Below are 26,685 nucleotides of genomic sequence, written 5' to 3'. Positions count from 1 at the left end.
TCTCGTTGCCATTAACTACCCCACAAACTCGACAACGGCACTGCCATGAGCTTTTCGCCTAATGGCAGTGCTTCCGTCCCATCGTACAGAATCACACCTAACTTCATGGCATCGCCTGCCAAACCCGCCAGCCGTTTCAGCCCGCGCAGGTCTTTTTCGGTGAGCGTGGCGGAGGCTTTAACTTCCACGCCGATCAGTTCGCCCGCTCTGTTTTTCACCACAAAATCGACCTCATACTGATCAGTATCGCGGTAATAGAGTATTTGGTAATCCGCTTGCGCCCAGGTACTGTGCTTGAGCAATTCGGCATACACAAAAGTTTCCAGCAATGCCCCGAACAAAGTACGATCACGTTTGAGGGTGTCCACCGTCAAACCCCGCACGGAAGCCAGCAAACCGGAATCTATAAATTGCAGTTTGGGGGATTTGAGGACGCGCTTGAGACGGTTATTCGCCCACACCGGAATACGTTTCAGCACATACATCTGCTCGAAAATGCCCATGTATTTGTTGGCTGTTTTGGCATCCATCCCCGTTTGCGCCCCTAACTGGCTGTAGTTGCAGAGTTGCCCTGCCATTTCTGCCAATGCGTTTAGGAAAAGGGGGAGTTGCCCCAATTTGTCGATGGTGGCAATGTCCTGCACGTCGCGTTGGATGAGTGCATCAAGATACTGGCGATGCCATGTCTGACGGCGACGTGGATTCGGGCGGGTTAAGGCTTCAGGGTAGCCACCGCGCAAAACGGCTTCTATCAGGTCATCACCCAGCAGGGGTTGAGTGGTCACTGGGATGTTTCCCGCAAAGATGGCATCTAGCCAACAGCTTGTTTGGTAATGGGTTTCTACCTGAGCAAACGGGTACAAGGGAAGGGTTTCCATGCGTCCTGCCAATGAATCCGCCACCAGGGGTAACGTCATTAAATTGGCAGAACCCGTTAGCAGGAAACGCCCCGGTCGGCGGTCTTCATCCACGGTCTTTTTGATCGCCAGCAACAGTTGCGGCGCACGCTGGATTTCGTCAATCACTGCCCGATCAAGAGTACGGATGAAACCGACCGGATCTTGTTGCGCCGCCAACAGGGTAAGGTTATCGTCCAGTGTCAGGTAGCGCATTCCAGTGCCTGCTAATTGGCGTACCAGCGTGGTTTTACCCGCCTGCCGTGGGCCAGTAATCAATACCACTGGAGTATCAGCGAGTGCTTCTTGTAGGTGCGTTAGGAGTAGTCTGGGGTATAATGAGGCGTTGTTCATGCGATACCTACGTCGTAAGATTGGGATTAGTATAGCGTGAAATCAGGATTATGTTATCCTAAGATCAGGAATGAAATGGATGTTGTTTGATGTTTGATATTGCGCTTTACCAACCCGAAATTCCGCCGAATACCGGCAATATCATGCGCTTGTGTGCTAACACTGGCTGCCGGTTGCACCTGATCCACCCCCTAGGTTTTTCGCTGGATGAGAAGCAAGTTAAGCGAGCAGGCATGGATTATCGTGATTTGGCGGTGGTGCAGGAACACGACAATTTTGCCGCGTTCAACTTAGCAATGCAGGGCAAGCGCGTGTTTGCGCTGAGTACCAAGGTGAGTACGCGCTACAGTGATGCCGATTTTCAGCCGGGGGATGTATTGCTGTTTGGCCCGGAAACACGCGGTTTGCCAGAAGCCTTGCTATTGAGCTTGCCGGATGAGCTGAAATTGCGCGTGCCGATGTTGGCGGATAGCCGCAGCATGAATCTGTCGAATACCGTCGCGGTGGTGGTGTATGAGGCATTGCGCCAACAACAATTCGTCGGTTTAGGCTAAACTCAACGCATGAAACTAATCCGCCGCATCCTCCCCGCTCCCGCCCATGACCCCGGTTGTGTTGCCACCATCGGCAATTTCGATGGCTTGCACCTAGGGCATCAGGCCGTGATCCAGCATGTCGAATGGAAAGCGCAAGCGTTGGGTTTACCCGCCACCGTGATCAGCTTTGAGCCACTGCCGATTGAGTTTTTCCGCAGCCCGCCGCCGCCGCGCATTTACGCGTTGCGTGACAAATTGCGCCTGTTGGCGGCGATGAACGTGGAGCGCTTTGCGTGCCTGCGTTTTAATCGCCAGCTTGCCACCATGGAAGCGGAAGCTTTCGTGCAAGACATTTTGCTGGATGGGTTGAAGGTGCGCTATCTGGTGGTTGGCGATGATTTTCGCTTCGGCAAAGGGCGTAAAGGTGATTATCACTTGTTGCAAGCGATGGGGGAGGCAGCAGGGATGCAGGTGGTGGATACGCCCACTTTTTTGCATGACGGGCAGCGCGTCAGCAGCACCCGCATTCGACTGGCACTGAGCACCGCAGAATTGGCACAAGCCGCAGAATTGCTGGGCAAACCGTACCGCATTTCGGGGCGCGTCCGCCACGGCGACAAACGTGGGCGTACCATCGGCTTTCCCACCCTGAACATGCGCGTGCCGCAACACATCGCCTTACGCCGTGGCGTGTACGCAGTCAAAGTATACGGATTGGGCGAGGAATCCATCAACGGCGTGGCAAATCTAGGCACTCGTCCGTCGGTACATGGCGTGGAAAATCGGCTGGAAGTTCACCTGTTCGACTTTGCGCAACAGGTGTACGGCAAACATATTTGCGTCGAACCCTTGGCATTCATCCGTGACGAAATCAAATTTGCGTCACTGGATGAACTCAAAGCTCAGATTGCGCGGGATGCGGCACAAGCCAGAGCAATTGTTTAGACCGCTGCTAACACGGCCGCGTGCGCATCCTTATCCAAGCGTGCGCCGAACACCGTCACCACCCGTGCTGCGGCCATGCTTGCGAGCTTGCCCGCTTGCGCATTATCCATGCCTTGCGTAATCCCGTACAAGAACGCGCCCGCAAACATATCGCCCGCGCCATTGGTATCCACCGCTTTGACCGGATGCGCGGCAATTTCAGTACGCCCGTCATCATCCACCACCAGCGCACCCTTGCTGCCCAGCGTGATCACCAGCTTGCCCGCATACGGTTTGATCGCCGCAATCGCTTCTTCCAAATCGTCTTTGCCGGTAAACACGCTAACTTCCTCGTGGTTACAGAACAAAATATCCGCGCCATCGCCCAGCATTTCATCCACACCGCTGCGGAAAAAACGCACCATCGCCGGGTCAGAGAATGTCATTGCGGTTTTCACGCCGTGCTCTTTCGCCACTTGTCGCGCTTTCAAAGCGGCTGCCCGCGAAACATCCGACGTGACCAAATAACCTTCGATGTACAAGTATTGCGCTTGCTTCAACTCGTCCAAATGCAATTCGGCTTCGGAAAAGTCAGCAGTAATCCCTAAAAACGTGTTCATGGTGCGCTCTGCATCCGGCGTGACCATCACCATGCACTTGCCAGTGACACCCTCTGAGCTGCAACGCACCTGATCCAGCTTGGTGTTGACCCCCGCTGCGTGCAAATCGTGCATGTAAAATTCGCCGGTTTCGTCGTTAGCGACTTTGCAAGCGTAGAACGTTTTGCCACCAAACTGACTGACCGCCACGATGCTGTTCGCGGCTGAACCGCCGCTGGCACGCTTTTTCAAACCAAACGTTGCGCTTAAACCTGCCAGCAATTGTTGCTGTTTTTCCGCATCGATCAGCGTCATCATGCCTTTTTGAATGCCGTGCGCCGCTAAAAAGTCGTCTGTGACCTCAAATTCTTTGTCTACCAGCGCATTGCCGATACCGAATACGTCGTATTTCATCGTGTCCCTGTCATACTGTTTGCCTGAAAACGCCTTGTACCCTATCCCGTGTTTCTTTTCCAGCATTTAGCACGCAATCTGCTACACTGCGAGGCCATGAACCAGTCGCACCCTGTCCACTTATCCACGAAGTTATCCACAGAAAGGCCGTTTATCAACAGCTTGCATTTGGTCATCAATCCACTGCTGGGTGCTGCTGCTAAAAACGACAAGTGGATAGACGGCGTAGTCATTAGTCGATTAAATCAAACCTTTTGTCGGTCAAAACTGTTTTTTAATCTCCGGTTCAGGAGCCAAGTGGAAAAAGCACATCAAGAAGTGATCGGCACAGCGTAGCGACTTCTTGTTGAGTCAACAGACTTATCCACACGCCTTGTCAACAGTTTACTAACCAATACGCGATGTTTCACGTGGAGCCTGCGCAATGACAGCACGCAATATTCTGATTATTAAAACCTCATCTCTAGGCGATATAGTGCACATGTTGCCCGCGCTGACCGACGCCAGCCACCAGTATCCGGGAATAAACATTGACTGGGTTGTGGAAGAAAATTTCGCCGAAGTACCGGCTTGGCACCCGTCTGTCGGGAATATTATACCTATCGCCATCCGTCGCTGGCGCAAACACCTTTTCCAACGCACGACTTGGCAGGAAATGCAGGCATTTCGGCGGCGTCTCCAGCAAGTGCAATACGATGCGGTTATTGATGCTCAGGGTTTGTTAAAAAGTGCGCTATTGACGGTATTTGCTCGCGGCGAATGTTACGGCTATGACCGTCGCAGTATTCGCGAACCGTTGGCGAGTTTGGCGTATCAGCACCTATTTAGTGTCGAGCGGCAACGCCATGCAATTACACGCAATCGGCTGCTAGTAGCGCATACCTTGGGGTATAGCATTGAAACCTTGCCGTTGGATCATGGCATTGCGCAGAGCACTTACCCGCTGCCGAACGTATCACTGCCCGCACGTTACGTGGTGGCGCTGCACGGCACCAGTCGAGTGGACAAAGAATGGCCTGAAACGCATTGGCAAACCTTGATTAGTGCTTTGGCAGTGGAAGGTATCAGTACCTTGTTACCGTGGGGTAACGCCCGTGAACAAGCCCGTGCGCATCGCCTTGCGGCTGCTTGCTCGCATGTACAGGTACTGCCGCGCAGCCGTTTGGGTGAACTTGCCGCGATTATGCAGCAAGCGCAAGGGGTCATTGGCATGGATACGGGGCTGATGCACCTTGCGGCGGCGTTGGATAAACCCGGTTTGGCGCTGTATCCGGTCACGCAGCCTGCACTGACGGGGGTGCAAGGCAACAGTGACAGCGTTAATACCGTGGAAAACCTCAGCGGTAGCGATACGCAGGATGCACCCGCAGTTACCCAGCGTTTGCTGGCATTGCTGGGTTAATGGGCTACGCGTTTACGCTTCCAGCTCGGCGCGTAAGCGGGCTTCTTCGCGGTTGAGGGCGCGGCGTTGCGAAATAGAACGCCACAGCAGTGCTAAAATGAACATTAAGGAAATCAGCGCGACCACTAGCGATACCCGCGTCGGCGTTGGGAATCCGTCGCTTTCAGTGCCAGTGCCAGTGCCTTGCTGCGCTAAAATGCTTTGCAAGGGTATCGCAGCGTTACTGCCTTTATCGGGCGCGGGTGTAGTCGGTGGCGTCAGTTGGTCGGTGAATACGGGTACAATAGGTGCGGTTGCTGGCTCAGTAGCCAGCGTCAAGCTGGGCGGTGCAGTGCTACCCGGTTCGGTCGGTGGCGGCGGTGCAGCACTGGCATTGCCGGGTTCCAATTCCTTGAGACGCGCGTGTAGCGCTTGGCTTTCGGCGTATTGACGTTTGATGGAAATGCTGGCTTCCCGCAATGAGGCTTGTAAATTCTGAATGTGTGTGTCGCGTTGCGCTAACAGTTGTTTGAGATCGGTCAATTCGGCTTGTAAGGCGGCATCGGCTTGTTGGTTTTGTTCTGGTGTGGTGTTGGTGGTAGGCAGGGCGGCGACTTGTTTTGAGGCCGTTTCTAATTCCGCAATCCGGGCATCTTTGGCCTGCAACTGTTGCTTCAGCGTCGCCAACTCTGTCTGTAATTTAATCATTAGGTCGTTTTGTAGGGGCGTGGCTTGGCTGGCTTTCAGGTCGGTTAATTGCTTGTTTACGTCAGCACTGCGTTGCTGTTCGGCATTAAGTTGCTCCCGCAGGCGCGTCATTTCAGCGTGTAAGCTGGCTTGGGAATCTTGTTTGTTAGCGTTTTCTTGTACCTCAGGAATCAGGGGTATCTTGAGATAAACGCCTTTTTTAAGCTTGTTAATGTCGCCACTCAGAAAAGCATCGGGATTTTGTGCGCGGATAGCAGCCATCATCTGCGGTACGCTAATGCCGTAAGACGGGCGCCGCCGACTGGCAATGTCCCACAAAGTATCATTGTTTTTGACCGGCCCGTAGTTAGTGGTGGCGAAAGCGGGTGGCAAGCTGAGTAATGATGTTGCCAGCAACAGCCCGGTGACAACAGCAAGTATTTTATATTTCATGGCAATTCCGCAGAGACAATCTAAGTTAATCTTTTATATAGACGATCCGCACCCGAAATGCAGCCGGATCGTCTTAGCCCATACAATCATAACCCGATGTTAGCCGCTCTGCACGGTTTACTGGATGGCCTGTCCTGCCATCGGGATTTCCGGTGCAGGTCGGTTAGCCCAGCGGCTTGCCAACAGGTACTTGGGTTTTCCGACACCTTGTTGCGGGTTGAGTTCCAGCACCGTTTCACCTTCCAGTTTTTCGAGGATTTTTTCCGCGATTTTCTGACGTTCGGGCTTGCCAATCAGAGACGGCTGCAAGCCCAGTTCTTTGGTGTGCTGACGAATCACGTCAGTGACAGCCTCGGTGACAGGGCGTACCGTGGGCTTAATGTCACCGTTGAGAATGCGCGAGCGCACTTCCATGTAAATCAGCTTGAAAAAACGCTCACGGGTCAGGTCGCGCACCTTGGCTTCCGGCGGCTCAGGGCGTGGTGTTTCTGTTGATGCACTTGTGTTGTCCACGGGCGATTCTGGTATCCCTTCAGCACGGATGCGTACATTGCCCACGTCAATCAAATCGGTGCGTTCCGGGGTGATTTGGTTTAAGTATTGATCGCGTTCAGCATTGCCGAAATCCCTGGGAATACCGTTGAGGCTGGCACTGCTTGCCGTGGTTAAACCGTTGGCGTCTGCGTGGATTAACTCACCGCGCGTATCGCGTCCCAGCAATAACAAAGCACGTTTGTGGTCTGCCACGTAACCGCCCACAAAGTGAAACGCGTATTCAAAGGTACCGATAATAATTATTGAAAACATAAACGACGCCCAAATGCCGCCAACATTAAACAGGTCTTTGAGTAGGCGAATCATTGCGTAGTGTTTATCTTCATCGTATTCCAGCGTTTTGGCTTGGGTAATCGCCGCACTCAAGGCGGAGCCGACTACCGTGGCGGAACTGTTGGCAGTGGCTTCCGCCGCCGCTAACTCACCACGCGCAGCGGCAATTTGATCGTGTTCGTAGCGTTGACACTGCTGGATGCGTGTATCGGTACGGTATTTGGCACGGCACGCGCCTAATTCTGCCTCATGCTTCGCCAATTTGCCGCGTGCGGCTGCCAATTGTGCGGTAGCGCTCGACGGCGCAGCAGCTTGCGCACTCAAGTTCTGAATGCTGCCGAGCGCGGCTTGGAACACTGGCGAGCCTTCGGAGCGTTGGCGCACGGTGGCATCTTCACGTTCCATCGACTGCGATACTTCCGAGAATAAGCCGAAAAACACCACGATCACCGTGGCAACAATCGCCGCAGGGCCTTTGTAGCCACTGGCATACAAAAAAGCTTGGGCGGCGGTGATCACGGCGGTAATGACTAAACCTAAAATGGCATTAGCCCACTGCTCACCATTCCAATTGGGCGGATCCATCTCCCCGCCCACGAAATATTTCACCACGAAAAACGCGGAGGCGAGGAATGCCGCAAACGCTGCCATTAATAGCCAAGCCTCGGCTTTGCGCAAATCACCCAAGATGTCGCGCAGTGATTTGGTAGCGACCAAGTGCGCTGGTCGATCCAAGTTGGTATTTGTGTCGGAATCCGTCATAATTAAATCTTCCTGTCTTAAACGTAACGTAGTGATAGCGGGAATCTCCGGCGTGTTGGAAGCGGCAACTTTCATCACGCCATTTTTATGCTGCACCGTTAGCACGCATGGTTCACATCCAGCCTGCTAACATCAGTAGCACGCCCAAAAACCACAATAAATGCCGATCAGCCCGCAGGCTATGCGCGGCGACGACTGCCCCTACCAAGGTCAAGCCAATCAGCATGTAGGGCAAGTGCAACATCGCCGTTTCCACATTGATGATTTGTTCCAGCCCCGGCAACAGAATGAGCAATGCCCAGACAGCCAATGCCCACACCACCAATAAAGCACGGGTGACTTGCCAGACTTGCCCCCATTCCGGTCTGCTTGGCTGAGCCGGGTTTAATACGTGTGTTTGCATTTCGATATTCATAAGGTTACTCCTTGATTATTGGATTAATAGCTGCGGAACAAACCGACCATTTTGCCCTGTACCTGTACACTGTCAGCGGGGTAAATCATCGGTTGCATTTGACTGTTTTCTGGGCGCAATTCGATACGTCCGTCGGGTAGGCGATACAGGCGTTTGAGGGTGACTTCTTCACGTTCGACCAAGGCGACCACAATGTCGCTATCGCGGGCGTTGTCTTGTTGCTGGATAACGACGAAATCACCGTCCATAATGCCGATGTCGATCATCGACTCGCCTCGGACTTCGAGCACATAGCGCCCATTGCCGCCGAACAAGTCGCTGGGGTTGATTTCATCTTTGCCTGCAATCGCTTCAATCGGTTTACCCGCAGCGATGCGCCCGGCAAGAGGCAAGCCAAGGCTGAGTGGCATTTGCGGGTGACGTGCCACGGTGGTTTCTGGCAGCCGATAGGCGCGTTTACCTGCGGTGGCGTGCAAGCGGCCTTCCCGGATCAGGGCTTGCACGTGCTGGTGAACGGTGCTGCGGGTGGAGATTCCACCGGCCTGCGCAATTTCATCCAGTGTCGGCGTGTAGCCATTGCGAGCGTACAGGGACTGGATAATGTCCCAAATTTGTTGTTGACGGCGTGTCAGCATAGCGCGGTTCCTTCTAAGCAAAACGAACAAAACACGAACCAAATATACGGTGTAGTGCTGGTCGAAGCCAATCAAAAATACTTGCTATAAATTCGCTTTTTGTTCGGTTTTACCGATCAGCGGTAGAATTGACTTGAAGAAAACGCGCTTACTTAAGACTTTAGCAGAGCCCCAAAGTGGGTTTGCTCAGCGAACTGATTGATTTTACGGAATTGTCCCGGTGTCATGCCGCTAATTTCACGGAACGCTGCGGTGAATTGGCTCTCCGATACAAAACCGACGCTTAACCCCACGGCTTGCAAACTGGCATCGGGTTCTTCCAACAGCCGGTCTTCTGCCGCTTCCACCCGGAATTCGCAGACATAACGCGAGAAACTTTTGCCAAGACGGGTTTGGAGCAATTCTGCCACTTGTGGGGTAGAAAGCCCCAACCGTTCTGCCAAGGTGTTGAGAGCCAAGTCGGGGTGCCGAAACAGCTCTTCCTCCTGCATTAGACCTTCGACTTCCGCCAACATGAGCTCGCAATCCACGTGTGCTAATGTCGATACGCGGTGGGTTTCATTGGCCACTTCCGCCAATTCAGCGGTTAAGCGCGGCGCAATGCTGAGAGCGGCTTGGATTAACCACAGCACCAGCCCAATGGCACTGGCGTGCACCGTAAAAAAAATGTTTTCTGGCAGCAACGTGGCACCTATGCCCAATGGCAACAGGAGCAGGGTGAGTGTAAACGCTGCGCCCAAAACAACCGTTACCGGCTGAAAGCGGCTGCGTTGTTGGCTCAGCGTCGCGTACACCCGATTGGCTAACCACACGCAATAGCCCGCTCCCAGTGCAAAAGCCAAGCTGATGGCGAGTGCGAAAGGTAAAAACGGGGCGACCAAAATCGGCAGCAAGTGCAACAAATCACGCGGCAGCTTTTCATCGCCGGTCTGCAACAATGGTTTACTGAACAAGTAAAAAGTTGGGGCAACAGTAAACAGCAATACTTGGTAGTAAGGGCTGTGAATAGTGTCAGTGCCGGTTTGCAGCCAAGTGAAGTAAGCCAGTTGCAAACCCAACAGCGCGATGAGCACGATAATGCCCATTGCTTGTGCAGTAGCTTGACCTCGGTAATGTTCGCGGCGGAAATGTGTTAGCGCAAGCAACGGGATGCTGAACACAGAAAAGCCGATGAGCAGGGTGCTGAGTGTTTGCATGGCTTAGCGCTTGTCATCAGGGCGGCAGGCAGCATTGGCGCGGATCAAGGCATCGACTTGCGCTTTAGTGAGCTTGCCGGTGGAATTCATGGCCGCTTTAGCCACTTCCTGAATGTTTTGGGTTTCAGCTTCTTTAACGGGTGCGGTCTCGGCGCAACCTGCCATTAAGCTGACCATAAACAATATGCACGCGGCTGCTGTGACTGACAATGATGTACGCATGGTAAAAGGCCCTCAATGAGAATATGCCACTTAGATAGCACATTCTTATCTTCAGTAAACATAGAAATTACCGATAGGGAGGTTTATTGCTGATAAGTGGTTATGCCACCAAGCCGTTGTTCAGAAAATTTTTCAAAGCACCTGCGGCATGGATTAAGTCCGTATCGGTACTGGATTTAGGGGGGTTATCCACAGGCTGTTCACAGTTTTTAAACAAGATGTTGTGCTTGACCACGTGGTAAAACACATCCTATAGTGTTTCTTGCAAAAGAATCCACTTTTTTGTGGGAACCAATAATTTTGAGGAATAACCATGCCAGCCGCCAGCGCCCAAGACTTTCAGCCCGTTACGCCCGTTTCCATGACACTGCCGGTGTCCAATGCCCATTCATTTGCCAGCAAAGTGATTCGCCGCAACGGTCAAGTGACGGATTTTGACGGCAGCAAAATTCAGGTGGCGATGACCAAGGCTTTTTTAGACGTGGAAGGCAGCAATGCAGCAGGGTCGGCACGTATTCACGACACGGTACGCAAATTGACCGCGCAAGTTGTCGATGCTTTGCAGCGCCGCACACCTGAAGCTGGCATGGTGCATATCGAAGACATTCAGGATCAAGTGGAGCTGGCGTTAATGCGGGCAGGTGAACACAAAGTGGCGCGTAGTTACGTGCTGTACCGTGCCGAACGCGCGCGATTGCGTGCTGAAAAAGAGTCGAAAACCAATAAGAAAGGCAAAAAAGTTGACAGCATTATTCACGTCAAAGCCGCATCCGGCGAGCTGAAGCCGTTGGATGAAGAGCGTTTGCGCAAGATTATCGCGGAAGCCGTCGACGGTTTGGAAGGGGTCAGTGCCGAACAGGTGATGACGGCCACCATGCGCAATTTGTACGATGGCATTTCCGAAAAAGAAGTTGCCACCGCGTTGATCATCAGCACCCGCGTGATGATTGACCGCGAACCGAACTATTCGCAAGCGGCGGCACGAATGCTGATGGACAGCTTGCGCCGCGAAGCCTTGAGTTTCATCGAAGGTCAGCACACTGAAGCCACGCAGCAGGAAATGACCACGCTGTACCCTGAAGTGTTGAAAAAAACTATTCGGGTCGGGGTGACTGTTGAGCGCTTGGCGGATGATTTGGGGCGTTATGATCTGGCGAAATTGGGCGCGGCGCTTAAGCCGGAGCGTGATTTGCAGTTCACTTACCTCGGTTTGCAAACGCTGTATGACCGCTATTTCCTGCATCACGACGGGGTACGTTTTGAGTTGCCGCAGGTATTTTTCATGCGCGTGGCAATGGGCTTGGCGATTAACGAAGTCGAGCGCGAAGACCGCGCGATTGAGTTTTATAACCTGCTGTCCAGCTTTGATTTCATGAGCAGTACGCCGACATTGTTTAATTCTGGGACATTGCGTCCGCAGTTGTCGTCTTGCTACCTGACTACCGTGCCCGACCATTTGGAAGGGATTTACGACGCGATTAAAGACAATGCTTTGCTGTCGAAATACGCGGGCGGTTTGGGTAATGACTGGTCACGGGTGCGCGGCATGGGGGCGCATATCAAAGGCACGAATGGCAAATCGCAAGGGGTTGTGCCGTTTTTGAAGGTGGCGAATGATACGGCGGTAGCGGTGAATCAGGGTGGAAAACGTCGCGGCGCTGTTTGTGCTTATCTTGAAACTTGGCACATTGACATCGAAGATTTTCTGGAGTTACGTAAGAACACAGGGGATGAGCGTCGTCGCACCCATGATATGAATAGTGCAAATTGGATTCCTGATTTATTTATGAAGCGCGTGGCGGCTGAAGCAGATTGGACATTGTTTTCACCAGATGAGGCATCTGATTTGCATGATCTGACAGGTAAAGCATTTGAATTACGCTACAAGGAATATGAAGCTAAAATCGAGCGTGGCGAAATTAAACTATTCCGCAAACTACCTGCTATGCAGTTATGGCGTAAAATGTTGGGGATGATTTTTGAAACTGGACATCCGTGGATTACGTTCAAAGATCCATGCAATATCCGTTACAGTAATCAACATACGGGAGTTGTACATAGCTCTAATTTGTGTACAGAAATAATGCTGCATACGACGGATGATGAAATTGCCGTTTGTTTTCCAGCAGGCACACAAGTTTTAACCCGCGATGGACAAATGCCAATTGAGGATTGTGATGGGCGCGAGATATTTGTTCCATTTGATGGGCAACTTCAACGGCAATCCCGTTTTCTACAAGCACGTTTGTTGGTGCAGGGTGAGAAGCCAGTTTATGAACTTGTGACTAAAAGCGGCATTGTGATTGAGGCGACGGATGATCATCCTTTCCTTGTGCAAATGCCAGTTGATCATGATAAGCCAAAAGTCTATCAGTGGAAAAAACTGAAAGAATTGCAGGCGGGTGATTTTATTGCTTCGCCAAGTACTGAGCCTGTTTATGCTGAAATCGGTCAGCAGGACACTGATTTCACCGCTGCCGGTTGGATGTTGGGTGATGGGTGGATGTCTACCAGTTACGGTGTCTGTTTTGGTCCTCATGAACAAGAGGCGCAGCAATTTGTTTTACCTATCATTAACAAATGGCATCAGGCTTCTGAGTTAGGTAATAACACGCCTCACGGATATGCACCAACACCTTATACACAACCAAATGGTGTCGTGAATTGGCATAGTCAACGGGGAGGTTTTATTCGTTATGTGGAGCAGCGTTTTGGTTTTGTACGGGCAAAAGGCGGTACTAAGCACATTGGCTCTCCGATTAAAGTAGCTGAACCGAACCAAATTGCTAGTTTCCTCTCTGGCTTATTCTCGGCTGATGGTTGTGTTATTACCGATGATCGTAAAATTAAAGGTGGTGTTACTGTGTCGCTCTCCTCAGCCAGCATTGATTTATTGCGTGATGTGCAGTTATTACTGAAGCCATTCGGTGTACATGGACGCATTCGTGGTGGTGAAGTGCGTGGGCGGGAAGGTCTCTGGCAGGGGCAATATGAAATTAAGGGCGCTGAGTCTATTTTGAATTTTTCCCAATTTATTGGTTTTAGTTTAACGCCAGCCAAACATACTAAATTGGTCGATAGTTTACAGCGGCTTTCTACTAAGGCAGCTTTTCAGCATAGTGCTGTTGTGAGTATTGTGCCGAAAGGAATTAAACCTGTCTTTGATTTAGCTTTAGCCGAAGATCACAATTTCTTGGCTAATGGTTTAGTAGTACATAATTGCAATCTTGGCTCAGTCAACCTGACTGCGCACGTCAATGACGGCAAGCTGGATGTGGCAAAACTGGAACGCACCGTGACCACTGCGATGCGGATGCTGGATAACGTGATTGACTACAATTACTACAGCGTGCCGCAAGCGCGAAAATCCAACCTGCGCCACCGTCCGGTCGGCATGGGCATCATGGGTTTCCAAGACGCGCTGTACAAAATGAACCTCGCTTACGCCACTACCGAAGCGGTCGAATTCGCCGACCAAAGCATGGAAGCGGTGTCGTATTTCGCGATTCGTGCCTCCAGCAACCTCGCGGCAGAGCGCGGCAAATATCCCAGTTACAACGGCTCGCTGTGGAGCAAAGGCATTCTGCCCATCGACTCGCTGGAATTGCTGGGCGAAGAACGCGGCGAATATTTCATCGTTGACCACACCCAAACGTTGGATTGGGATGCATTGCGCAACCAAGTCAAAGCCCAAGGAATGCGCAATTCCAACGTGATGGCGATTGCGCCGACCGCGACCATTTCCAACATTTGCGGCGTGTCGCAGTCCATCGAGCCGACTTACCAGAACCTGTTCGTCAAATCCAATTTGTCGGGCGAATTCACCGTCATCAACCCGTATCTGGTGCAGGATTTGAAAGCACTCGGCATGTGGGATGAGGTGATGATCAACGACCTCAAATACTTCGACGGCTCGTTGCAACCGCTGGATCGCGTGCCGGATGCGCTCAAGGCCAAGTACGCCACCGCGTTTGAAATCGACGCCCGTTGGTTGATCGAAGCCGCCAGCCGTCGCCAGAAATGGATTGATCAGGGGCAATCGCTCAACCTGTACATGAAAGAGCCGAATGGTACGAAGCTGGATAATTTGTACAAACTGGCGTGGGTGCGTGGACTGAAGACCACGTATTACTTGCGTACTTTGGGGGCGACAGGCGCGGAAAAGACCAGCTCGGATGATTCTTCGGCGGCGAATAGCGTGGCGGGGATTAAGCGGGCGGCGAATTTGGTATCGGTTGGGTCAGAAGCGCCGAAGGCTTGTTCGTTGCTTGATCCAGAGTGCGAAGCTTGCCAGTAAGTCATATGAAACACTTAACTTTTGACCGCAACGAACACCTCTACACCAGTACCGCGTTCGCTGAACTGGTCAAAGATGCGGTCAGGTTTTTCAACGGAACTCCCGTGCATACACTCCCGCCTCCTGAAGCCTTTGGGGGAACGGGCGTGTATGCCATCTATTACACGGGGCAGCATCCGGCGTATAAGAAATATGCCGAGCTGAACCGTCTTGCCTACAATTTTCCTATTTATGTTGGCAAAGCCGTTCCTAAAGGCTGGCGGCAGGCGCGATTGTCAGATGATGTGTTGAACCAATCGAAGGAATTGCACACCCGCCTGCGTGAACATGCCCGCAGTATTGGTGCGGCAAGCAGTCTGGCAGTTGAGGATTTCATGTGCCGTTTCGTCATCTTTGAAGGTGAAGCCTCGGATATGATTAGCACGATTGAAGCGGCACTGATCAAACTCAATATGCCGCTGTGGAATACGGTAGTGGATGGTTTCGGCAACCACGATCCGGGCAAAGGCCGTTACGAACAGGCTAAATCTGATTGGGATGTGATCCATTCGGGGCGTGCTTGGGCGGAAAAGTGTAAAGGTATGCATTCCTCTGACACTACCATCTTTGCACGGGTCAATGTTCACCTGAATCAGTTGGGTAGCCAGTCATGAAAACGCTGGAACTGTTCTCCGGTGCAGGCGGACTAGCCAAAGGGCTGGAGCTTTCCGGCTTCCAGCACGTCAAACTGGTGGAGTTCAACAAACACGCTTGCGCCACTTTGCAAGCTAATTTCGGTACAGAAAAAGTTTTCGCAGGGGACATCCGTGATTTCAGCTATGACGGCTTGCAAGGCGTGGACATCGTAGCAGGTGGCCCACCATGTCAGCCGTTTTCCTTGGGTGGCAAGCATCAGGCGGATCAGGATCATCGCGATATGTTCCCCTATGCCATCAACGCCATTCGCGAACTGCAACCCAAAGGGTTCATTTTTGAGAATGTAAAAGGCTTGTTGCGCTCATCCTTCGCTGATTATTTTGAATACATCGTGTTGCGCCTGAACTTTCCCGACTATAAACCAAAATTTGGATTGGATTGGCAGTTACACCTGCAATTACTCAGAAAGCTCAAGTACGAAACCCATCAAGGGCTGAAATACAAGGTGGCTTATCAGCTTGTCAACGCGGCGGATTACGGTGTACCACAAAGCCGAGAACGGGTATTTATGGTCGGTATCCGTGCTGATTTGGATGTGGAATGGGCATTTCCCACCCCTACACATTCCGATAGCCGTTTGTTGTGGGACAAGTTCGTGACAGGCGAGTATTGGGAAAAACACGGTTTGGCGCATGAGCAGCGTGAACAGCCAAATACCGCAACCCCAAAGCAAGTGAATGCACTCAAAACCCGTTGTGGTTTGTTCCCGCCTGCGCTGAAACCGTGGCAGACCGTGCGTGATGCGTTGGGACATTTGCCAGACTCGCGTTCTGATCATGCCATTCCCGATCACATTTTCCGTGATGGCGCACGAGTGTATTCGGGGCATACGGGCAGTGATCATGACTTGCCTGCCAAAACCTTGAAAGCGGGTGGGCATGGCGTACCGGGTGGCGAAAATATGCTGCGTTACCGTGATGGTTCGGTGCGCTATTTTACGGTGCATGAAGCCAAGTTGCTGCAAACCTTCCCGGCAGATTTTTATATCGAAGGCGCGTGGGGCGAGGCGATGCGGCAGATTGGGAATGCAGTGCCAGTGCATTTGTCCCAAACACTCGGCAAGGCTTTGCGCACAACATTGCAGCAAGCCAAACCAGTGTTTGAGCAAACAATGCCGTTTGCTTATAGGGCGGTTGGATAATTTATGGAACTCACTACTGAAATCCTCCGTGCCGAAGCCGCTCGTTTTGCAGCTCTCGAAAGTCAACATCCTGAACCATCGCTGTTTGGCGTGACGGATGGCAAGACTGTAGGTACTTATCTGAAACACAAATTTCGGTCATTCTTCCGTGGGCAAGGGTATCAATTTGAGGAGGATAATTCCGCCAACGGCATCGACTTTCCTGGTTTGCTGGTCGATATGAAAGTTATTAGCACCGACAGATCTCAATCCTCTTGTCCGTTCAAGTCACCACGGCAAAAAGTGTATGGCTTAGGTTATTCATTGATCATTTTCGTATATGACAAGACGGATGATGAAGTTGCCCATGCTGTCAACCTAATCATTGCTAACACGATTTTTGTCGCGGCGGAGCGTACTGCTGATTTCAAGATGACGAAAGGGATACGCAATATTTTGGAAAATGAAGGCAATCAGGATGATGTCGTTGCATTTCTATCAGACAGTTACCTGTTACAAGACGAGGAACAACTGGATAGCTTGGCAAAAGAGCTGGTGAAGCACAAACCAGAGCAGGGATATTTGAATATGCCCCGTCAGCTAGATTGCTGGTCTCATTTTAATCACACTCTAACAAACAATCGGTTGATCGGGGCAGTGTCGTTGTGATGGTCGATAACGTGAAATTATTAGAGCATCTACTGGTGAAGTTCTTACCATATTACTACCTGCCAACCTCAAACCTTAGTTTAGTTGGCAATAAGCATTTAGGAGAGTAAAATCATGACGCTTAATTGGGATAACCCACTTGCCGCTCCCGTGCCACGCACGAACGGCTATCAACCGGCTTTTAGTTTTGACGAAGTGTTTGTTGAAGAACCTACTGTGGAGGTAGATGAAAGTGAGCTCAGTGCAAAAACCCAAGTTGCAATTAAGTCGCCAACGGAGTCGGCGACGTTTGCAACGGCGGTAACAGAGGCGGCTTCTCACATTAATGTGGAAGCCGTTCAGATTGCACCAGAACCTTTCAAGCCTCAACAGCCGATCAGCAGCGACGACAAGCGCGTGATCAATGGCAGTGGCGACATCAACCAACTGGCTCCGTTCAAATACCCGTGGGCATGGGAATTTTTCCTCAACGCCAATCGAAATCACTGGACACCGCTCGACATCAATATGGCGCAGGATGTGCATGATTACCACCACAACCTTAGCCCTGCCGAACGCCACGTTTACGAAAATGTCCTGGCCTACCTGACCACCTCCGACATTCTGGCGATGCGCAATATTGGGCTGGCAGTCATGGAAAAAATGACTGCGCCGGAACTGCAAATCTACCAAGCCCGCCAAGTTTACGAGGAAGCGCTGCATACCTGGACTTATCAGCATTGCATCGAAACCATCGGCTTGGATCAGGTGGAAATCTACAACCGTTACCGCGTGGTGCCGGAAATCAATGCCAAAATTCAATTGGCAAACCGTCGCTTAAACGATGCGCTGCGCCACGACATTGACCTGAAAAACCGCGACGATTTGCACAACTTCGTGATGTCGTACACGTTCTTTTCGGGGATTTTTGAAGGCTGCTGGTTCTACAATGGCTTCTCGCCAATTTTTGCGTTGCAACGGCGTGGCATGATGAAAGGCACGGGTGAGCAGTTCCAATACATTATGCGTGATGAAGTGTTGCACGCATCGTTCGGCATTCGCGTGGTGCGCCAAATCATGCAGGAAGAAAACGTGACACTTGACCCGCAAGCGGTGCGTGACATGTGGGATGAGGCGGAAGCGGCAGAAATCGGTTATTCCAAATACATTCTGCCTTCGCCGATTTTGGGCTATAGCCAGCAAGACCACCACGAACAGTTTCGCTTTATTGCCAACCGCCGAGCGCGTCAACTGGGGATGGCAGAACCGTTCCCCGGTGCGCAAAATGCGCTGCCTTGGCTGGATGAACAATCCAATATGCGCAAAGAAAAGAACTTCTTTGAAACGCGTGTGACCGAATACCAAACTGGCGGGGCGCTGAAGTGGGATTAAGCTTATGGCTGGTCTGAAATAAAAAAAGCCCGGATGAACCGGGCTTTTTTATGCGTAAATTAGAGCAAAACGGGTATCCCTACTTTAAGCCTTATTTCGCAGCAGTCGGTGCCATTACTGGCGCGTTGTTGCCAGAAGTGGAGGAGTTGCCAGTGGCGTAAGCGTTGCTGTTGCCATCACCGTAGCCGTAACCATTGCCAGTGCCGTACCAGTCGCCGTTGCCTTTGCCGTTAGCAGCCATGTCGGTATCCAAGTTAGTGCGGCCCTTGCCTTTGAAGGTGATGCTGAAATCCACTTCACCGTCAGCGTCGCCTTTGCCACGACCCCAGCCGTTTGCATCACCAGCAGTTTTACCGTAGCCGGTGCTGTTAGCCGCAGTGGAGGCAGTGCCGTTGCTGGTGCCGTTACCTACCGCAGAACCGTTGTCGAAGCCGTTAAAGAATTCAGCAGAAGCAGCGCCAGACAGAGCGATCAAGGCAGAAAAAAGAATAGCTTGTAATTTCATGAGTGTGTTTCCTAGCAAATTGTTGTGTCAGTTCAATATAAGATTATTCTAATATTAGTGTTTTCTAATGTAAAGCGATTTTTTACGGTTTGGAGAACTTTTTGCAAATCGTCTGACAAACGGGTGCAATGCTGCGAAAATGCTAGGCTTTATGCCATGAGTGATGTTATGCCTGAGACATTATTGCACTTGCGTGCTGAGTTAATCGCCGCTGGGCAGTTTTTTCATGCTAGGGGTTGGGTTCCGGCGACTAGCAGCAATTTTTCGGCGCGTTTGGGTGCTGACGAGATGCTCATTACCAGTTCCGGTCAACACAAAGGGCGGCTGGATGAGCACGGGTTTTTGCGGGCGGATTTGCACGGCAATGCCTTGGATGTCGGCAAGCGACCTTCTGCCGAAACGGGGTTGCATACGGTGATGTATCGGCGTGATCCGGCGATTGCTTGTGTGTTGCACACGCATTCGGTGAATGCCACCGTGCTGTCGATGCGACTAGATGAGGTGGTATTTGCGGGCTATGAGGTGCAAAAAGCCTTTCCCGGTGTGACCACGCATGACAGCCGTGTGGTGATTCCGGTGTTCCCGAATAGCCAAGATATTCCCGCGTTGGCGGCAGTCGTGGATGCTTATTTGGATGCAAACCCGCAGACTGTCGGCTATTTGATTCGCGGGCACGGCTTGTATACGTGGGGCGCGACGGTGGCGGATACCCAACGTCACATCGAGGCGCTGGAATTTTTGTTTGAATGTGTTTATCGGCAACTGCTATTAGACAGGTAAAACCATGAGTGAATTGAAGATTTACGCGGACACCAATCCGCAACAAGCAGAAATGTACACCGATTACGCCACGATCAGCGCGTTATTGCAGGCTGAGGGGGTGCGTTTTGAACGCTGGGAAGCCAATGCGCCGTTGGCGGATGCGGCAACACAAGAAGAAGTGATTGCGGCATACCGCACCGATATTGAGCGTTTAATGGCAGAAAACGGCTTTCAGAGCGTGGATGTGATCAGTTTAACGCCCGATCACCCCGACAAAGTGGCATTGCGCCAGAAATTTTTGAACGAACACACCCACACCGAATACGAAGTGCGCTTTTTTGTGGATGGGCAGGGTTTGTTTTACCTGCATTTGGGCGATAAAGTGTACACGGTATTGTGTGAAAAAGGCGATTTGATTAGCGTGCCTGCGGGGGCAACGCACTGGTTTGATATGGGGGCGAATCCACGTTTCAAGGCGATTCGCTTGTTCACCAATGCCGAGGGGTGGGTGGCAAACTTTACCGGCAGCGAGATTGCGGCACAGTTTCCGCGCTTGGAGAACTGATGAGCATTAAAGCCATACTCACGGATATTGAAGGCACGACGACCAGTTTGTCCTTTGTGAAGGACGTGTTATTCCCTTATGCCGATCAGCAGATGGAGACGTTTGTGGTGGCGCACCGTCAAGATCCGACGGTTGCGACACTGATTGATGACGTGCGCTTGGAAACGGGCAATGCGGTGTTGTCGTTGGCGGGGGCGATTGCACAATTGCGGCAGTGGATTGCGGCAGATAAAAAGATTACCCCGCTAAAGGCAATTCAAGGTTTGATGTGGGAAGAAGGCTACCGTAACGGCGATTTCACCGGGCATGTGTACGAAGACGCGGTGCGCAATTTATTGTACTGGCATGAGCTTGGTCTGGCGTTATACGTCTATTCGTCGGGTTCGGTGTATGCGCAGAAGCTGTTGTTCGGCTATTCTGATGCCGGTGATTTAACCCCGTTGTTCAGTGGCTATTTCGACACGGCAGTCGGGCATAAGCGTGAAGCCAAGTCTTATGAGGCGATTGTGGCTGCAATTGGCATGTCGGCAAGCGAGATTCTGTTCCTGTCGGATATTGCGGAAGAATTGGATGCCGCCGCCGCCGCCGGTTTGAAAACTTGCGGCTTGGTGCGTGAGGGTCAGCCAACCGATGCCTTGCAACACCGCTGGGTAAAAAACTTTGATGAGCTGGATGTGATGAGCATCACGTAATCAGGCGGCATAATGTGACTATTATTTGAGACAATTATTTTATTTTACTGACGGGCATATCCCCCATGAATATTTTTCCGATTATCCTCGCAGCGGGTCAAGGCACTCGGATGCGCTCTTCCCTCCCCAAAGTTCTTCACCCTATCGCAGGCAAACCCATGTTGCAACACGTGGTGGAAGCCTGCGCAGTGCTGCAAAACCGTCAAGTAGCGTGCCACATGGCGATTGTGTATGGGCATGGCGGTGAATTGGTGCGCGAACGCATTCAAGGTGAGAACCTTAATTGGGCGCTGCAATCGGTGCAAAAAGGCACGGGTCATGCGGTCAGCCAAGCCATTCATTTGGTGGACAATGATGACGTGGTATTGGTGGCGTATGGCGATGTCCCGCTGATTCGTTCCACAACCTTGCAAGCCTTGGCGCAAGGCTTGGGAGATGCGGCGTTGTGCATTCTGACCACGCAACTTGCTGACCCGAAAGGTTATGGGCGTATTGTGCGCAATGCGGACGGTTTGGTGCAGGCGATTGTCGAAGAAAAAGACGCAAGTGACGCGCAACGCCAGATTTGCGAAGTGAATACCGGCTTCATTGCGGCACGTGGCGCGGATATGAAGCGTTGGTTGCAGCAACTGACCCCACAAAATGCCCAAGGCGAATATTACCTCACCGATTGCGTCAGCTTGGCAGTAGCCGAAGGCGGCAGCGTGAATACCGTGCTGTGCGCTGATCCGGTCGAGGTCGAAGGCGCGAATAACCGCGTGCAATTGGCGCGTTTGGAACGCGCTTGCCAACAGCGTCAGGTCGAAAAGCTGATGCTGGCAGGCGTGACCGTCGCTGACCCCGCCCGTTTGGACATTCGCGGCACGGTCGAAACCGGGCAAGATGTCTTTTTGGATGTGAATGTGGTGTTGATCGGCAAGGTCAAGTTCGGCAATAACGTCACTGTGGAAGCCGGTTGCGTGATTCAGGATGCTGAAATTGGCGACAATACGCACATCAAAGCGCATTCGGTGATCGAATCAGCACTGATTGCAGAAAATTGCGACATTGGTCCGTTTGCGCGGTTGCGTCCCGGCACAGTTCTTGCTGCAAAAGCCAAGATCGGCAATTTCGTCGAAACCAAAAAAGCGCACATCGGCGTGGGTAGCAAGGTCAACCACCTAAGCTATATCGGCGATACCGAGATGGGCGACAACGTGAATATTGGTGCAGGCACGATTACCTGTAACTACGACGGTGCCAATAAACACAAAACCGTTATCGGTAACGATGTATTCGTTGGCTCTTGCACGCAATTGGTTGCGCCGGTCAGCGTTGGTGACGGTGCTACGATTGGCGCAGGTTCAACCATTACTAAAGATGCTCCGGCAGGTGAACTCACCTTGTCCCGCGCTAAACAACTAACATTGAAAGGCTGGCAGCGTCCAGTGAAGGAGAAAAAATAATGTGTGGTATTGTCGGCGCAGTCGCGCAACGTCCGGTGGTGGAAATTTTATTGGAAGGCTTACGCCGTCTGGAATATCGCGGTTATGACTCTGCTGGGGTCGCGGTAGTCCGTGCCGAGGGTGATCTGGTGCGCAGCCGTGCGGTGGGCAAAGTTGCAGCGCTGATGGAGCGTCTCGAAGGCGAACCGATTGACGGCAACTTGGGGATTGCGCATACCCGTTGGGCGACGCACGGCGTGCCTGCCGAACGCAATGCACACCCGCATTTCAGCGGCGAATGGGTCGGCTTGGTGCATAACGGCATTATCGAAAACCACGTAGCATTGCGTCAACGTTTGCAGGACGATGGCTATCGTTTTGATTCGGATACCGATACCGAGGTGATTGCGCATTTGATCGACATTTTCCGCCGTCAGGGTGTGAGTATGTTGGATGCGGTGATGGCGGCACGTTGTGAATTGCACGGCGCGTATGCAATGGCGGTGATTTCGCCCGATGAGCCGGATACGCTGATTGTGGCACGCCAAGGCAGCCCGTTGGTGCTGGGCTTGGGGATCGGTGAAAACTTCATTGGTTCAGACATTCAAGCGCTGTTACCCGTGACCAGTCGCTTTATTTATTTGGAAAATGGCGATGTGGCGCGGATTACCCGCAAGAAGATTGACATTTTTGATCTGAACGGTGAGCGCGTGGTGCGTCCGGTACGCGAGTCGAATGCGTCGATGTGTTCGGCGGAATTGGGTGACTACCGCCATTTCATGCTGAAAGAAATCTTTGAGCAGCCGCAATCCGTGGTGGGGACGTTGGAAAACCGTTTGGCGAGCGATCATGTGTTGCCTGCATTGTTAGGTGTGCCGGATGCGTTGGAACGCTTAGCGCAAGTGGATGAAATTCAAATCATTGCGTGCGGCACGAGTTTCCACTCAGGCTTGGTGGGGCGTTATTGGATTGAGGCGAATACCGATATTCCGTGCAATGTGGAAGTCGCCAGCGAATACCGCTACCGCCGTCAGCCGCCGCGCAAAAACATGCTGTTCGTGACGATTTCGCAGTCGGGCGAAACCGCTGATACGTTGGCAGCGTTGGAAAAGATTAAGGAAAATCACGGCGCATTGGCAACGTTGACCATTTGCAACGTGGCAGAAAGTTCCTTGACGCGCGAATCCGATATGGCGCTGATGACGATGGCAGGGCCTGAAATTGGTGTGGCATCCACTAAAGCGTTTACGACGCAGTTGGTGGCGTTGCAATTGCTGATGGTATTGCTGATGCAAGCCAAGGGTGCGGATAAAGCGAAAGTCGCGCAGATGGTGGCGGATTTACGCAAATTACCCGCGCTGATCGAGCAAGTGCTGGATTTGAACCCGAAAATCGAAACACTGGCAGAGCGTTTCATCGAGAAAAATCACGCGCTGTTTTTGGGGCGCGGCGAACTTTACCCGATTGCGATGGAAGGGGCGCTCAAGCTCAAGGAAATTTCCTATATCCACGCCGAAGCCTATCCTGCCGGTGAACTCAAGCATGGGCCACTCGCGTTGGTCGATAGCGAGATGCCGATTGTCACGGTAGCGCCTAACACTGCCTTGCTGGAGAAACTAAAGTCCAACTTGGAAGAGGTGCGTTCGCGCGGTGGTGAGTTGTATGTGTTTGCCGACCGCGATGCGCATATCGTCGCTGCGGATAATTTGCATGTGCTGGAAATGCCACACGTCCCTGAAATGCTTGCGCCGATTGTGTACACGATTCCGTTGCAATTGCTGTCCTACCATGTTGCGGTGTTGAAAGGCACGGATGTGGACAAGCCGCGCAATTTGGCTAAGTCCGTGACCGTCGAGTAGTATTGAGAAACCCTGCATAATGACGCTTTAGTATTGAATCCCTTCGCTATGGGATTTGTGGTAATAAAAGTACAATCTTATATTCTAATGAACCAGCGGTCATGCTGCTGGTTTCTTTTTACGTAATGGATAGGAATCAGGGTAGAGGTAAGTATCAACATGGGTAGCTGGCTAGTGTCGCTGTTAAGCGACTGGAAAGACCGTTTTACTCCTTATAGAAGCTGGATAGGTGAGTTAAAAAATCCTGAGGTATTGAAAGCCGATGCGATGGCCGGTTTGACTGTGGCGTTGGTATTGATTCCTCAGTCTATGGCGTATGCTTATTTAGCTGGATTGCCTCCCTATGTGGGACTTTATGCAGCATTTTTACCTGTTATTGTGGCTGCTGTTTTTGGATCATCACGACAATTGGGTACAGGACCGGTAGCCATTGGTTCATTAATGTCCGCTGCTGCTTTACAGCCTTATGTTCACTTGGGGACAGAGGCTTTTATGTTGTACTCTGCTTTGTTGGTTTTGATCTCTGGCTTTATTCAATTGATGCTGGGATTGGTTCGAGCGGGTACGCTGGTAGACTTTTTGTCTAATCCGGTCATTGTAGGCTTTACTAATGCTGCTGCGATCATCATAGCGGGTTCGCAAATTCCGAGTTTATTGGGAATTCCTTTGAGTTCCGGTAAGTTTGAACATTATTATCAATATGTTTATGAACTCGCAAATTCTTTATTTCTTTCACATTTCCCTACACTTATTATTGGAGTTTTTTCATTATTTTCTCTTTTTGTTCTAAAAAAATATGCTCCAAAGCTACCTAGTGTTCTCATAACAGTTGCTATTACAACTGTTATTGCATGGGCTGTTGATCTGGAGGGAAGAGGTGGTTCAGTGGTAGGCGAAATTCCCCAAGGCTTACCTTCGTTTCAAATTCCCTATGTTAGTTTAGATATAAGAGAATTATTCAATATTTTATTGAATGGTTTTATTATTGGTTTGATGGGGTTTGTTGAGGCTATTTCTATCTCAAAAGCAATGGCATCACAGACACGTCAGCGGCTTTCAGCCAACCAAGAGCTAGTGGGGCAAGGGCTGGCTAAAATTGTTTCAGGACTATTTCAGGGCTATATTGTATCTGGTTCATTTTCACGGTCGGCAGTGAATTTTGCTTCAGGGGCAATAACTGGATTTTCATCAGTCGTAACGGGCTTATTAGTAGCATTGACACTGTTATTCCTGACACCGTTACTGTATCACTTGCCACAAGCGACGTTGGCTGCGGTGATTATTATGGCACTGATAAACTTGGTTAAAGTTGCGCCGATTAAGCACGCTTGGAAGGTCGAACCACACGATGGCGTGGTAGCTGTGGTGACGTTTGTCGCTACCTTGGCATTTGCACCGCATTTGGATAAGGGTATTTTGTTAGGGGTGGTGTTGTCATTGGGGTTGTTCCTGTACCGCACCATGAGCCCGGCTTTGGTGGAAGTGGCGCGGGATGCCGACGGTACCATGCGGGATGCCGCTGCCCACAGCTTGAAAACCAGTGATTCGGTAGCGGTTTACCGTTTTGACGGGGATTTGTATTTCGCGAATACCGGCTATTTGGAAGGTAAGTTGCTGAACAATGTGGCAAAAAAACCGGGTCTGAAAGTGTTGATTCTGGACATGGAATCGATTGACCAAGTGGATTCTACCGGGGAAGAGATGCTCGAAAAATTGGCGGATCGCTTGAAATTTGCGGGTATCGAGTTCTACATTGCGCGGACGAAGTTGCGGGTGTACGAAGCGTTTCAGCGTTCTGGGCTGGCGAAGCACATTGGGGAAGAACGTTTCTTCCGTGAGCGCAAGTATGCCATCAATTACGCGAAAGAGCAGTTTGGTGATGCTATCGACATTGAACCATTCGAGCACTACATGCCAGCGTAACCCGGCGGATAATCTTGAGAGGCCACGGGTGACGTGGCCTTTTTTATGCGTCAGTCAAAAGCGATGTTGACGGTTCTGTCAACATTTGCTTCGACCTTAAAAACCGTCTCTTTGATAATTTGTGCTTGGGTAACAGTAGCGCGGTAATCCCCGGCGGGCAAATGCACGGTACCACTGTGCCGGTGTTGCAATTCTGCGACAGGTTTTGGTGGCGATCTGTTGTCATTTAGCCTGAATACTGACCAAGAAACCGGCGATAAGATGGATTGATTATTAGCGGTGGCGATCAGTGTTACGCGGTTGGCAGATGCCGGGCCTGCCATCACCATGAGGATAGCGCCGAGGGTGAGGGCGCCAATGGTTGTTACGCTTGGGTAGGCAATACGGGTACGCGAAAACATATGACACTTCCTAAGAAATAAGCGGTTAAGTTGTTGCTATAGAGTGTTACTGTGCAGTATAAAAAACTACCAATAGTAGTGTAATGCAATTTTTGAGCA

Annotated in this window: 24 protein-coding genes; 14 read left to right on the top strand and 10 right to left on the bottom strand. The window is 51.4% G+C overall.

Going from position 1 to position 26,685, the window contains the following annotated elements; genetic code table 11:
• Nucleotides 1-11 precede the first annotated feature (11 nt).
• The gene (locus L3K52_02095) at nucleotides 12-1,250 is read right to left on the bottom strand and encodes an ATP-binding protein (GenBank protein ID UOG92539.1); all 1,239 of its coding nucleotides are present in this window, start codon (nucleotides 1,248-1,250) and stop codon (nucleotides 12-14) included.
• An 89-nt stretch (nucleotides 1,251-1,339) separates the two neighbouring features.
• On the opposite strand from L3K52_02095, the gene L3K52_02090 reads away from it, so the two are divergent.
• The gene (locus tag L3K52_02090) at nucleotides 1,340-1,804 is read left to right on the top strand and encodes a tRNA (cytidine(34)-2'-O)-methyltransferase (GenBank protein ID UOG92538.1); all 465 of its coding nucleotides are present in this window, start codon (nucleotides 1,340-1,342) and stop codon (nucleotides 1,802-1,804) included.
• Between the two features lie 9 nt (nucleotides 1,805-1,813).
• Entirely contained in the window at nucleotides 1,814-2,731 is a 918-nt protein-coding gene (gene ribF, locus L3K52_02085) for a bifunctional riboflavin kinase/FAD synthetase (GenBank protein UOG92537.1), read from the top strand.
• Here ribF and L3K52_02080 read toward each other — a convergent pair.
• The gene (locus tag L3K52_02080; GenBank protein UOG92536.1) at nucleotides 2,728-3,723 is read right to left on the bottom strand and encodes an adenosine kinase; all 996 of its coding nucleotides are present in this window, start codon (nucleotides 3,721-3,723) and stop codon (nucleotides 2,728-2,730) included. The two genes, ribF and L3K52_02080, sit on opposite strands and share 4 nt — an antisense overlap.
• A gap of 424 nt (nucleotides 3,724-4,147) precedes the next feature.
• On the opposite strand from L3K52_02080, the gene waaC reads away from it, so the two are divergent.
• On the top strand, nucleotides 4,148-5,125 hold the full coding sequence (gene waaC / locus L3K52_02075; GenBank protein ID UOG92535.1) for a lipopolysaccharide heptosyltransferase I: 978 nt from the start codon (nucleotides 4,148-4,150) through the stop codon (nucleotides 5,123-5,125).
• A 12-nt stretch (nucleotides 5,126-5,137) separates the two neighbouring features.
• Here waaC and L3K52_02070 read toward each other — a convergent pair whose 3' ends face one another.
• From L3K52_02070 to L3K52_02045, 6 genes are all read right to left on the bottom strand, one after another.
• Nucleotides 5,138-6,244, bottom strand: coding sequence for a hypothetical protein (locus tag L3K52_02070; GenBank protein UOG92534.1), 1,107 nt, complete (start codon nucleotides 6,242-6,244; stop codon nucleotides 5,138-5,140).
• 117 nt (nucleotides 6,245-6,361) lie between these two features.
• Complete coding sequence (locus L3K52_02065) at nucleotides 6,362-7,834, bottom strand: hypothetical protein (GenBank protein UOG92533.1); 1,473 nt, start codon at nucleotides 7,832-7,834, stop codon at nucleotides 6,362-6,364.
• Between the two features lie 112 nt (nucleotides 7,835-7,946).
• Nucleotides 7,947-8,249 (bottom strand): hypothetical protein, encoded by a 303-nt coding sequence (locus L3K52_02060; protein ID UOG92532.1) that lies wholly within the window; start codon nucleotides 8,247-8,249, stop codon nucleotides 7,947-7,949.
• Between the two features lie 23 nt (nucleotides 8,250-8,272).
• The gene (gene lexA, locus L3K52_02055; GenBank protein ID UOG92531.1) at nucleotides 8,273-8,884 is read right to left on the bottom strand and encodes a transcriptional repressor LexA; all 612 of its coding nucleotides are present in this window, start codon (nucleotides 8,882-8,884) and stop codon (nucleotides 8,273-8,275) included.
• A 152-nt stretch (nucleotides 8,885-9,036) separates the two neighbouring features.
• Complete coding sequence (locus L3K52_02050) at nucleotides 9,037-10,080, bottom strand: helix-turn-helix domain-containing protein (protein UOG92530.1); 1,044 nt, start codon at nucleotides 10,078-10,080, stop codon at nucleotides 9,037-9,039.
• Nucleotides 10,081-10,083: 3 nt separating this feature from the next.
• The gene (locus L3K52_02045; GenBank protein UOG92529.1) at nucleotides 10,084-10,302 is read right to left on the bottom strand and encodes a hypothetical protein; all 219 of its coding nucleotides are present in this window, start codon (nucleotides 10,300-10,302) and stop codon (nucleotides 10,084-10,086) included.
• A gap of 361 nt (nucleotides 10,303-10,663) precedes the next feature.
• Here L3K52_02045 and L3K52_02040 point away from each other — a divergent pair, with 361 nt between their 5' ends.
• The 5 genes from L3K52_02040 (at nucleotide 10,664) to L3K52_02020 (ending at nucleotide 18,455) form a co-directional block, all read left to right on the top strand.
• Complete coding sequence (locus L3K52_02040) at nucleotides 10,664-14,599, top strand: ribonucleoside-diphosphate reductase subunit alpha (protein UOG93952.1); 3,936 nt, start codon at nucleotides 10,664-10,666, stop codon at nucleotides 14,597-14,599.
• Nucleotides 14,600-14,604: 5 nt separating this feature from the next.
• A complete protein-coding gene (locus L3K52_02035; GenBank protein UOG92528.1) occupies nucleotides 14,605-15,252 on the top strand; it encodes an Eco29kI family restriction endonuclease in 648 nt (215 codons plus the stop codon).
• On the top strand, nucleotides 15,249-16,436 hold the full coding sequence (gene dcm / locus L3K52_02030) for a DNA (cytosine-5-)-methyltransferase (GenBank protein ID UOG92527.1): 1,188 nt from the start codon (nucleotides 15,249-15,251) through the stop codon (nucleotides 16,434-16,436). The genes L3K52_02035 and dcm overlap by 4 nt, the downstream gene beginning before the upstream one ends.
• A gap of 3 nt (nucleotides 16,437-16,439) precedes the next feature.
• Nucleotides 16,440-17,084, top strand: coding sequence for a hypothetical protein (locus L3K52_02025; protein ID UOG92526.1), 645 nt, complete (start codon nucleotides 16,440-16,442; stop codon nucleotides 17,082-17,084).
• A gap of 114 nt (nucleotides 17,085-17,198) precedes the next feature.
• Entirely contained in the window at nucleotides 17,199-18,455 is a 1,257-nt protein-coding gene (locus L3K52_02020; protein UOG92525.1) for a ribonucleotide-diphosphate reductase subunit beta, read from the top strand.
• Nucleotides 18,456-18,546: 91 nt separating this feature from the next.
• Here L3K52_02020 and L3K52_02015 read toward each other — a convergent pair whose 3' ends face one another.
• Nucleotides 18,547-18,960, bottom strand: coding sequence for a hypothetical protein (locus tag L3K52_02015; protein ID UOG92524.1), 414 nt, complete (start codon nucleotides 18,958-18,960; stop codon nucleotides 18,547-18,549).
• 168 nt (nucleotides 18,961-19,128) lie between these two features.
• On the opposite strand from L3K52_02015, the gene L3K52_02010 reads away from it, so the two are divergent.
• The 6 genes from L3K52_02010 (at nucleotide 19,129) to L3K52_01985 (ending at nucleotide 26,185) form a co-directional block, all read left to right on the top strand.
• Complete coding sequence (locus L3K52_02010; GenBank protein ID UOG92523.1) at nucleotides 19,129-19,740, top strand: methylthioribulose 1-phosphate dehydratase; 612 nt, start codon at nucleotides 19,129-19,131, stop codon at nucleotides 19,738-19,740.
• A gap of 4 nt (nucleotides 19,741-19,744) precedes the next feature.
• Nucleotides 19,745-20,287: an acireductone dioxygenase gene (locus L3K52_02005; protein UOG92522.1), complete on the top strand. Its 543-nt coding sequence runs from the start codon at nucleotides 19,745-19,747 to the stop codon at nucleotides 20,285-20,287.
• Nucleotides 20,287-20,979 (top strand): acireductone synthase, encoded by a 693-nt coding sequence (gene mtnC, locus L3K52_02000; protein ID UOG92521.1) that lies wholly within the window; start codon nucleotides 20,287-20,289, stop codon nucleotides 20,977-20,979. Before L3K52_02005 ends, mtnC begins: the two co-directional genes overlap by 1 nt.
• A gap of 65 nt (nucleotides 20,980-21,044) precedes the next feature.
• The gene (gene glmU, locus L3K52_01995) at nucleotides 21,045-22,424 is read left to right on the top strand and encodes a bifunctional UDP-N-acetylglucosamine diphosphorylase/glucosamine-1-phosphate N-acetyltransferase GlmU (GenBank protein UOG92520.1); all 1,380 of its coding nucleotides are present in this window, start codon (nucleotides 21,045-21,047) and stop codon (nucleotides 22,422-22,424) included.
• Complete coding sequence (glmS, locus tag L3K52_01990) at nucleotides 22,424-24,262, top strand: glutamine--fructose-6-phosphate transaminase (isomerizing) (protein UOG92519.1); 1,839 nt, start codon at nucleotides 22,424-22,426, stop codon at nucleotides 24,260-24,262. Before glmU ends, glmS begins: the two co-directional genes overlap by 1 nt.
• Before the next feature lie 159 nt (nucleotides 24,263-24,421).
• Nucleotides 24,422-26,185, top strand: a complete 1,764-nt coding sequence (locus L3K52_01985) for a SulP family inorganic anion transporter (GenBank protein UOG92518.1) — start codon at nucleotides 24,422-24,424, stop codon at nucleotides 26,183-26,185.
• Between the two features lie 50 nt (nucleotides 26,186-26,235).
• Here L3K52_01985 and L3K52_01980 read toward each other — a convergent pair whose 3' ends face one another.
• Nucleotides 26,236-26,586, bottom strand: coding sequence for a hypothetical protein (locus tag L3K52_01980; GenBank protein ID UOG92517.1), 351 nt, complete (start codon nucleotides 26,584-26,586; stop codon nucleotides 26,236-26,238).
• Between the last annotated feature and the right edge of the window lie 99 nt (nucleotides 26,587-26,685).

Source organism: Candidatus Thiothrix sulfatifontis (assembly GCA_022828425.1).
Lineage (GTDB): Bacteria > Pseudomonadota > Gammaproteobacteria > Thiotrichales > Thiotrichaceae > Thiothrix > Thiothrix sulfatifontis.
Note: the sequence above shows the minus strand (reverse complement) of the source record. Positions and strands in the feature narration are given on the sequence as shown.